Below are 8,668 nucleotides of genomic sequence, written 5' to 3'. Positions count from 1 at the left end.
GCGCAGGAACGCGCACACGAGCAAGCGGCTGTCAAGCCTACACGGACGTACTTGCGGCGTCCCCGCACTCCGACACCGCCCCGCCACCCCACGGATAGCCTGCTGTTGCTGTTGCTGTTGCTGTTGCAGTTGCTTCGGCCTCTGCAGGTGCAGGGCTGCAAGCCCTGCCGAACACCCCTACTTCCGCGGCAGGTAGGTCACCAGCGAAAGGTCGTGCCGGCTCTCCGGCACCAGCGCCACGTACTGCAGGTCCAGCAACCCGCGCGTGGGATGGTTCAGCTTCTTCGCACCCTCGTCGAACCGGCGCACGTCGTGCTCCGGCCACCACTGGCGAAACTCTTCACTGTGCGACGCGATATCCTCGACCAGCGCCAGGAACGGCGCCTTGTCCGGCGCCTGCGCCATCGCCGCACGGAAGCCTGCCAGCAGGCCGCGGGTCATTTCTTCCCAGTTGAGGATCAGCGTGCGGTACGGCGGGTACAGGAACATCAGCCGCAGCGTGTTGCGCTCGTGCGGCGCCAGCTGGCTGTAATCCACGAACAGTTCGGCGATGGCCGGGTTCCAGGCCAGGATGTCGAAACGGGTGTTGCGCACGTAGGCCGGGATCGGCTGCATCGCCTCCACCAGCTGGCGCAGGCCGTCGGTCACGCTCTCGTCCGGCGATTCCAATGGCACGCCGTAACCGGACAGCGCAAAGGCATAGGCGCGCTCGTCGTCGCTCATGCGCAGCACCTGCGCCAGGCGCTCCAGCACCTCGGGCGAGGCGCGCACTTCGCGGCCCTGCTCGATCCAGGTGTACCAGCTGACGCTGACCCCGATCGCCAGCGCCACTTCCTCGCGCTTCAGGCCCGGGGTACGCCGGCGCCCGGCCGGCAGGCCGAGCGTGGTGGGGTCGACACGGGCGCGACAGGCCTTGAGGAAGCCGCCCAGTTCCTTGCGTTCACTTTCGCTGCGCATCATCGCCCTCCATTGCGGAAGGCGATGATATCCGCGCAGGCGCGTGGATCAGGCATCGACGCGCTTGGAACCCACGGCCAGGCCGGCCTTCAGGCTGGCCTCGACGAATTCGTCCAGGTCACCGTCGAGCACCTTCTGCGTGTCCGAACGCTCGATGCCGGTACGCAGGTCCTTGATACGGCTCTGGTCAAGCACGTAGTTGCGGATCTGGCTGCCCCAGCCGATGTCGGACTTGGTGGCTTCCACCGCATCCTTCTCGGCGTTGCGCTTCTGGATTTCCAGCTCGTACAGCTTGGCGGCCAGCATCTTCATCGCGTTGTCGCGGTTCTGGTGCTGGCTGCGGCCGGTCTGGCAGGCCACGACGATGTTGGTCGGGATGTGGGTGATACGCACCGCCGACTCGGTCTTGTTGACGTGCTGGCCACCGGCACCGGACGAACGGTACACATCGGTACGCAGGTCGGCCGGATTGATGGTGATGTCGATGTTGTCATCGATTTCCGGCGACACGAACACCGAGGTGAAGCTGGTGTGGCGGCGGTTGTCCGAGTCGAACGGCGACTTGCGCACCAGGCGGTGCACGCCGGTCTCGGTCTTCAGCCAGCCATAGGCATAGTCGCCTTCCACGCGCAGCGTGGCCGACTTGATACCGGCAACGTCACCGCCGGAGACTTCCATCAGCTCGGTCTTCCAGCCGCGCGATTCGCACCAGCGCAGGTACATGCGCAGCAGGATCTCGGCCCAGTCCTGGGCTTCGGTACCACCGGCACCAGCCTGGATGTCGACGAATGCCGCCGCATTGTCCATCTCGCCGGAGAACATGCGCTGGAATTCCAGCTTCTCGACGTGCGCCTGGTGTTTGTCCAGGTCGGCGACCACGGCCAGCGCGGTGTCCTCGTCCTGTTCGGACTCGGCCAGCTCCAGCAGTTCGGTCGCGTCGGCCAGGCCGTCCAGTACCGAGGCGATGCCGCCCACGGTCTTTTCCAGGCTGGAACGCTCGCGGCCCAGGTTCTGGGCGTACTCGGCGTTGTTCCAGACGTCGGGGCTTTCCAGCTCCCGCGTTACTTCTTCAAGACGCTCTTTCTTGGCGTCGTAGTCAAAGATACCCCCGAAGCGACAGCACGCGATCGGTCAGATCGGTGATGCGCTGGCGGACAGGATTCAGTTCGATCATGTCGGCGGTCATGCATTCAAAAGATGACTGCGAATGATACCGCAGCCACCCGGCCCGCGGCGAGGCGGCCCGAACCCGGCGGTCGCGCGCCTGGACACGGGCCTGCACGATGCCGGTAGACTTCCCGACCGCCGCGGGAACAGGGGGACGCGCGGTCCATTCCCATCCAAGGAGCATCAATTCAATGACGATCATGCGTTCCACCCTCTGCCTGGCCGCCTGCCTGCTGGCCGCCAATGCCTCGGCCATCGACCTGAAGGGCCTGACCAGCACCGGCATGAAGGCCGGCAAGGCGCTGACCCTGTCCGACGCCGAGGTCTCGGCCGCCGCCGACCAGGCCTGCACCTACATGGACAAGGACAACCAGGTGGTTGCCGGCAATGATCCCTATGCCCAGCGCCTGGCCAAGATCACCCAGGGCCTGGCCAACGAGGACGGCCTGAACCTGAACTTCAAGGTCTACCGCACCGCCGACGTCAACGCCTGGGCGATGGCCAACGGCTGCGTGCGCGTCTACACCGGCCTGATGGACATGGCCAGCGACGACGAAGTGCGTGGCGTGATCGGCCACGAAATCGGCCACGTGAAGCTGGGGCACAGCAAGACCAAGATGCGCACGGCCCTGCTCGCCTCGGCTGGCCGCGAGGGCCTGGCCGCCTCGGGCAATGGCAACCTGACCCAGCTCAGCCAGGGCCAGCTGGGCGAACTGGCCGAAGGCTTCGTCAACGCGCAGTTCTCGCAGAAGGAAGAGAGCGCGGCGGACGAGTACGGCTACCAGTTCATGAAGCGCCACAGCTACGACCCGGCGGCCCTGGCCAGCATGTTCCGCAAGCTGTCCAGCGAAGGCGGCCTGATGTCCTCGCACCCGGGCTCGGAAGCCCGCGCTGCGCGCATCGACGCGATGATCAAGAAGGACAAGAAGTAAGTTGACCGCGGGCGGGCCGCACGGCCCGCCCGCTCACCCACCCGCCAGGGCGAGCCGGAGTTGGGGCAGCTGTCGTCTACTGCACGGCACCTTGACGCCATCGGCCATGTGGAGCAGCGCCTCGCCGCCCTCCAGTGGCTCGATCGAGCGCAACTGGCCGCGATTGATCATCCAGCTGCGATGCGGGCGTAGAAACACGCCCGGGTCCAGCCGCTGCTCCAGCACGGCCATGGTGATCCGCAGCGGGTAATCATGGCCACGCACGTGGAGGTTCACGTAGTTGCCTGCCGCCTGGGCATATTCCACGTCTTCGGTGGCCACCAGGAACTCCTTGCCCAGCTTGCGTACCAGGAAGTGCTGCGGACGCTCGACCGGCTCCACCGGGACGCCAACGTCAGGCTCGGCCAGCAGGCTCGCCTCGCCCTGGCGCCGCCGCCCAAGCCAGCTGGCCAGGTGCTCCAGCGCCACGAACAGCGCAAACGTACGCACATCCTTCAGGTATTCGTAGGCAAAGCGCTCCAGCCAGCCGGCATCGTCCTGGTAGCGATAGCCCACTGCCGCGTAGGCCAGGTGCCGGACCAGCATCATTCCCACTACGTGAAGCAGCGACCAGCCCACGCTGGCCAGCAGGTACAACGGTAACCGCCGGCGCCAGGTATCGGCATGCAGGGGCCAGCGCTCGCACCCCCACCACAGCAGCGGCAGGGTCGCCAGGATCAGGCTCAGGCTGCTGAACTCCCAGATCAGTGGCTCCCACAGGCCCAGATCCGCGCCCCGGCGCCCTGCGTCCATCACTTCCACCAGCGCATTGCTCACCGCTGAAACAGACAGGATCGCGGTCCATACCAGAATGCGGGTTGACGTACGCCAGCGCGGCGGGCGCCCCTGTGCCATTGCTGCATCCATCTCGTTGCGGTGCTCCAGCGTGCCTCAAGGGGCCGAGGGTAGCGGCTCCACTGGTCCCCCGCCGCCCGCCATTGGTCACCTGGGCGGTACCGGCGGGCCCAGCGCCATGGTCACGGCGCGTGGCGGCGCTCACCGTGGCCTGACCTCCCTGCCCGGCCTGCCCATGAACCGACGCCACGACATCGACGCCCTGCGGGTGTTCGCCTTCGCCCTGTTGATCCTGTACCACACCGGCATGGCCTACGTGGACGACTGGGGCTTCCACCTCAAGAGCGTACATACCGCCGAATGGCTGCAGTGGCCGATGGTGTTCGTCAACCGCTGGCGGATGTCGCTGCTGTTCCTGATCTCGGGCATCGCCATCGCGTTGATGCGGCCGGAAGGCAGGGTGCTGCGCTTTGCAGGCCTGCGCACGTGGCGGCTGCTGCTTCCGCTGCTGTTCGGCATGTTCATCATCGTGCCGATCCAACCCTACTGCGAAGGGGTGGCCAACGGCCATGTCGCACCGGGCTTCGGCGCCTTCCTGCTGCGCTACTGGCAGGTGCGGCCGTGGCCGGAAGACAGTTTTGCCGGCTGGCAGTACGGCATCACCTGGAACCACCTGTGGTACCTGGCCTACCTGTGGAACTACACGCTGGCGCTGGCCCTGCTGATGCCGGTGCTGGGCAGGCCTGGGGTGCGCAGGACCGTGGCCCGTGTTGCCGCATCGCCCACGCTGCTGATCGGCATTCCGTTCGTGCTGCTGCTGGCCTGGGTGGTCTGGCTGGAGCCGATCTACCCGTCCACCAATGCCCTGCTCGGCGACTGGTACCAGCACGCGAAGTACGCGACGGTGTTCCTCGCCGGCTACCTGTTTGGCCGCGAGCCCGTGTTCTGGGATCGAGTGGTCGCCCTGCGCCGCACCATGCTGTGGCTGGCGCTTGCCGCAGTCGGCTGTTACATGGGCCTGCGCATCCTCGGCCAGGTGCTGCCGGCCGACTCGCCGCTGCGGCAGTGGCCCGCTCCTTTCTGGGACCTGCAGGTCCGGACCAGCCAGTCGCTGTACGTCTGGACCGCGCTGCTGGCCATCCTCGGCTGGGGCAAGGTCTTCCTCGACCGCCCGTTCCGTTGGCTGCCGTACTGCACCGAGGCGATCTATCCCTGGTACATGCTGCACCAGAGCCTGATCATCGCGCTGTTGTTCTGGCTCAAGCCGCTGCAGCTTGGCGCGTGGACCGAGCCGGCGCTGCTGCTCGGCGGTACCGTGGGCGGCTGCCTGCTGATCCACGAGCTGCTGATCCGCCGCGTGCGCTGGCTGCGGCCGCTGTTCGGGCTGCGTGCCGAGCCACGATCATTGCCGACCGTACACGCCGCGACGGCGGCCTCATAGAGCCGAGCCCCTGCTCGGCTCCGCATCGACCCTGGGTGACTCATTCCACCGTGAACTCACCCACCAGCACGGTCTCGGCGCGGTCCTTCAGCCGCATCGTGACCCTCTGGTCCTTCTGCTTCGGCGTGCCCCAGTGGGTGGTCAGGCGCAGCATCAGGGTGGTCGCACCGGTCACCAGCTGCTGGCGGCTGCCGAAGTAGTTCGCCTCCACCTTGTACCTGCCGGGCCTGGCGTTGCGCAGCGAGAACTGCTCCGGGCCATAGCCGCCGGTGAAGTCCTGCGACATCTGTCCGCCCTGATAGGTCAGGCGGTTGCCGTAGTAGGCACGCTCACCGTTCGGGTCGGTCACCCACAGGTCCATGTCGCTGTTGTCGGCATCCCAGGACAGCACCACGCGCAGGTCCAGCGGCATCGCCTGCAGCAGGCGCGGGTCGATGCCCGTGGTGTCCAGCACCGGGCGGCTGCGTGATACCAGGTTGGTCAATTCATCCAGCGCGATCAGCGCAATACCATCGAAGCGGTTGTCCCACGGCCGCACCACCACCTGATACAGCGGCGCCAGCGCCTGCTGCGGCTTGCCGGCGGCGGCCAGCGCCAGGCCGAGGTCACGGAAACTCTGCGGTTCTTCCTGGCCCATCGCCAGCACCTGTTCGAACACCGGCACCGCCAGCGCGGCCGCATCGGCCTGCATCAGGCGGTAACCGAGCACGCGCAGCAGGTGGCGGTTGTCCAGGTCCATCTCTGCCAGGTTCGACAGCACGCGCAGCGCCAGCTCGCGCTGGCCCTGTTCCAGCAGCAGATCGGCCACATCGAGGAAGAACGCGCTGCTGTCGGCATGTGCCTCGCGCTCGGCCAGGTAGCGGTTGTACAGCTGCGACGCCGGCCCCTGGCGCAGGCGGCGGGCAATGGCTGAATCCGGCTGCCATGCGGCCAGCTGGATGCCGAGCTCGCCCTCGTTGGCGGGCCCCGCTTGATCGATGGCCGAACCGGTGACCACCACCGCGTCGAGCGCCTGGTTCGCCGCGGACACGGAGCGCCGCGCGCGCGCGCTGCCGGCCTCTCTGCGCTGCTCGGCCGCGGCCGCCATCGGTGCAGGCGGGGCCGCCGGTGCAGGCGCAGCCAACATCGCCACCGGCGCCGATTCCATCGCGTAATCCGCGGACGCCACTTCCAGTGCCCTGCCCTTCAACTGCGGCGGCGCATCCTTCGGCCAGCTGCGGCTCCACCATTGCTGGCGCTCCTTCCAACGTGCAGCCACCTCGTCCAGACGCTCGCGATCGGCAGCGGCACGGTCGCTCACCTGCCGCGCGAAGCGGGCGTCATACTCGGCGCGCAGCTTTCCGGACGGACGGATCGCATAGCGCAGGTAGTCCTCCAGCGTTTCCAGCACGATCAGCGAGGAATCCGGCCCGACCAGGCCGAACTGCTGCGACAGGCGCTGCATTTCCTCGCGATTGCCGCGACGATCGGCGGCCAGCTGTTGCAGGCGTGCCTGTGCCCACAGCCCCGCAAGCAATTCACCGTCATCGCCTTTCTGCGTTGCTGGCAATGCCTGCCAATCACCGGCACCGACACGGACCCGCATCGGCACACCGTCAGCCGCCAGCCGGGCATGCAGCCACAGCCAGCCTTCGGCTTCGCTGCGACGATCAATCACCACCTCCTGCACGCCACGCCCCGCATCGATCTGCACGTCCAGCGGCAAGGACAGCAGCTCACGCGCAGCGGCGTCGACATCCTTGCCGAGCGCGACGAAGCGGCCGCCATGCGCTTCGCTCCAGCCACGCAAGCGCACTGCATCGGTACGTGCGCCGGCACTGCTGACCGCGAACAGGCGCTGATCCGGCGCCATCGCTGGCAGCTGCTCCGGCCCGTAGGTCAGCAGGCCGTCGCTGACCAGCAGGTACTCCTTCACGTTCGGCTGCGGCTGCCACTGGGCCAGCGCACTGGCACCGTCCGGGCGCACCGCCTGCAAAGCCGCGCGCAGCTCGCTCCAGTTGCCTGCGCGGATACGGAAGCGGCGCACCGGCTCGGCACGGTCGCGCAGCACGGTCAGCGCGACCGTGCCATTGCCCATCGCGGCGAAGTAGCGATCCAGCAGCGCGAACTCACGCGCGCGGTCGCGCCGGCCGGAGGAACCCGAACCGTCCCACAGCAGGCCGACTTCGCTCGACGGCGTGCGGGGAGTACCGCTGACCGGCACCGGCAGCTGCGCCAGCAGATAGTGGCCGTCCTGCCACGGCGCCACCTGCACCTGCGGCTTGCGTTCGGCCGGCAGCGTCCATTGCAGCTGTGCCGGCAGCTGCGCGCCGCGGCCCTGCCATTGCAGCTGGCCCGCCGTGATCTGGAACGGTGCGGTACCTGCGGCCATCGCCCCTGGCGCCTGCACCTTCACCGCAACGGAGGCAGCACCGGCGGCGAACTGCAGCGGCAGCGTCCACCGCCAGCCCTGGCCCGAGAAGGCCAGCGGCTCGCGCAGTACCAGCTGCACGCGGCGACTGCCACCGGCCGGCAACGGGTAGATGCGCAGGCGGAACTGGTTGCCCGCCGTCTGCTCCAGCAGGCCGGGGTCGACGCCACGGCGGGCGATCTCCTCGAAGACCTGGCGGCCGCGGTCCTTGGGCACCGGCACCGCCTCGCGCAGTTCGCTGCCGATATCCAGGGCAAACCCGGTGATCTGCTGGCCCTCGGCCAGCGGGAACTGCAGCTCCCCCTCCAGCACGCGCCGGTTCGGGTTGTGGAATTCCAGGGTGATGCGGGTCTGGGCGATGCCGGCCTGGATGTCGCCTTCGATGCGGGCCTGGCGCAGCGCGATGGGCTGCTCGGCGCCGGCAACCTGCAGTAGCGGGACCGCACGAACCGGCCGGACGGCCCTGGTGGACTGCGCCTGGGCAACCCCGGCGACAGCGCAGAGCAGCAGGGCCAGTACGGATGGAATCACGCGGCGGACGAGGGGCATCGGACTGCTCCAGCGGGAGGTTGGACGGTTCAACGCGTGGCTGGGGCAAATGGGGTTGGGTGGGGAGATGCCGTCGAAACAGGCACTCACCCAAGACTGTTTACAATCCAATGGGAGGAGCGCTGAGCATGAGCGGAAACTCGCCTAACCCGAGACAATACCCAAACGCCTCAACTCTGCGATCCCACCTGCCCAGTCTTCACGTCGCTTCCTTGGGGCGGCCAAAGGCACCACAAGCAACGCCTCCTCAGCAATCGACTCACCGAAGATGCCTAGTCTCGTGTGCGTCTCAGGGAACGCACTCGCGAACGAGCGCCCGAGACATCAGACGATGCTGCGCATACTGGCGCTTGATCATGATCACAGCACGTTTTTCTG

7 protein-coding genes are annotated in these 8,668 nt (G+C 67.4%); 2 read left to right on the top strand and 5 right to left on the bottom strand.

The genetic code is table 11. The features are described 5' to 3' along the window. Positions 1 to 177: 177 nt before the first annotated feature. The 3 genes from N7590_RS16740 to N7590_RS16730 all read right to left on the bottom strand — a co-directional run bounded on the left by N7590_RS16740 (position 178) and on the right by N7590_RS16730 (position 2,326). A complete protein-coding gene (locus N7590_RS16740; protein ID WP_164241702.1) occupies positions 178 to 960 on the bottom strand; it encodes a helix-turn-helix transcriptional regulator in 783 nt (260 codons plus the stop codon). A 45-nt stretch (positions 961 to 1,005) separates the two neighbouring features. Beyond that, positions 1,006 to 2,131 (bottom strand): peptide chain release factor 2 gene (gene prfB / locus N7590_RS16735; protein WP_012510936.1). Its coding sequence is split into 2 segments (ribosomal slippage): positions 1,006 to 2,055 and positions 2,057 to 2,131, totalling 1,125 coding nucleotides; the frame shifts between segments, so codons are not numbered across the junction. After that, complete coding sequence (locus tag N7590_RS16730) at positions 2,054 to 2,326, bottom strand: hypothetical protein (RefSeq protein ID WP_053510374.1); 273 nt, start codon at positions 2,324 to 2,326, stop codon at positions 2,054 to 2,056. Before N7590_RS16730 ends, prfB begins: the two co-directional genes overlap by 78 nt. On the opposite strand from N7590_RS16730, the gene N7590_RS16725 reads away from it, so the two are divergent. Next, the gene (locus N7590_RS16725) at positions 2,316 to 3,056 is read left to right on the top strand and encodes a M48 family metallopeptidase (protein ID WP_080374907.1); all 741 of its coding nucleotides are present in this window, start codon (positions 2,316 to 2,318) and stop codon (positions 3,054 to 3,056) included. The two genes, N7590_RS16730 and N7590_RS16725, sit on opposite strands and share 11 nt — an antisense overlap. Before the next feature lie 33 nt (positions 3,057 to 3,089). Here the strand turns inward: N7590_RS16725 and N7590_RS16720 are convergent, their stop codons facing one another. After that, complete coding sequence (locus tag N7590_RS16720; protein ID WP_164241703.1) at positions 3,090 to 3,950, bottom strand: LytTR family DNA-binding domain-containing protein; 861 nt, start codon at positions 3,948 to 3,950, stop codon at positions 3,090 to 3,092. Positions 3,951 to 4,125: 175 nt separating this feature from the next. Between N7590_RS16720 and N7590_RS16715 the strand changes: the two genes are divergently transcribed. Then, a complete protein-coding gene (locus N7590_RS16715; protein ID WP_164241704.1) occupies positions 4,126 to 5,331 on the top strand; it encodes an acyltransferase family protein in 1,206 nt (401 codons plus the stop codon). 40 nt (positions 5,332 to 5,371) lie between these two features. On the opposite strand, the gene N7590_RS16710 is transcribed toward N7590_RS16715, so the two are convergent. Continuing rightward, on the bottom strand, positions 5,372 to 8,290 hold the full coding sequence (locus N7590_RS16710; RefSeq protein WP_279935739.1) for a VIT domain-containing protein: 2,919 nt from the start codon (positions 8,288 to 8,290) through the stop codon (positions 5,372 to 5,374). Positions 8,291 to 8,668 lie beyond the last annotated feature (378 nt).

Origin of the sequence: Stenotrophomonas sp. GD04024 (genome assembly GCF_029837545.1) — a bacterium.
GTDB classification, from domain to species: domain Bacteria; phylum Pseudomonadota; class Gammaproteobacteria; order Xanthomonadales; family Xanthomonadaceae; genus Stenotrophomonas; species Stenotrophomonas forensis.
This window is presented reverse-complemented; position numbering and strand designations above follow the sequence as displayed.

Excerpts from the sequence above, each read along its gene's own strand:
- N7590_RS16730 (WP_053510374.1), bottom strand. The coding sequence starts at position 2,326 with ATGATCGTCATTGAATTGATGCTCCTTGGATGGGAATGGACCGCGCGT.
- N7590_RS16740 (WP_164241702.1), bottom strand. The coding sequence starts at position 960 with ATGATGCGCAGCGAAAGTGAACGCAAGGAACTGGGCGGCTTCCTCAAG.
- N7590_RS16720 (WP_164241703.1), bottom strand. The coding sequence starts at position 3,950 with ATGGCACAGGGGCGCCCGCCGCGCTGGCGTACGTCAACCCGCATTCTG.
- N7590_RS16725 (WP_080374907.1), top strand. The coding sequence starts at position 2,316 with ATGACGATCATGCGTTCCACCCTCTGCCTGGCCGCCTGCCTGCTGGCC.
- N7590_RS16710 (WP_279935739.1), bottom strand. The coding sequence starts at position 8,290 with ATGCCCCTCGTCCGCCGCGTGATTCCATCCGTACTGGCCCTGCTGCTC.
- N7590_RS16715 (WP_164241704.1), top strand. The coding sequence starts at position 4,126 with ATGAACCGACGCCACGACATCGACGCCCTGCGGGTGTTCGCCTTCGCC.